The sequence below is a fragment of the Sporosarcina sp. 6E9 genome, assembly GCF_017921835.1.
Taxonomy (GTDB): Bacteria; Bacillota; Bacilli; order Bacillales_A; family Planococcaceae; genus Sporosarcina.
Window position 1 is genome coordinate 1 of record NZ_JAGEMN010000040.1, and the last position, 255, is coordinate 255.

Genomic DNA, 255 nt, shown 5'->3' on the forward strand with positions numbered 1-255 from the left:
CGCCTGCGCGCGCTTTACGCCCAATAATTCCGGACAACGCTTGCCACCTACGTATTACCGCGGCTGCTGGCACGTAGTTAGCCGTGGCTTTCTAATGAGGTACCGTCAAGGTACGGGCAGTTACTCCTGCACTTGTTCTTCCCTCACAACAGAGTTTTACGATCCGAAAACCTTCTTCACTCACGCGGCATTGCTCCATCAGACTTCCGTCCATTGTGGAAGATTCCCTACTGCTGCCTCCCGTAGGAGTCTGGG

At 54.5% G+C, this 255-nt stretch carries 1 rRNA gene; it reads right to left on the reverse strand.

From position 1 onward, the window contains the following. Nucleotides 1-255 (reverse strand): 16S ribosomal RNA (locus J4G36_RS19015); the annotation flags it as partial.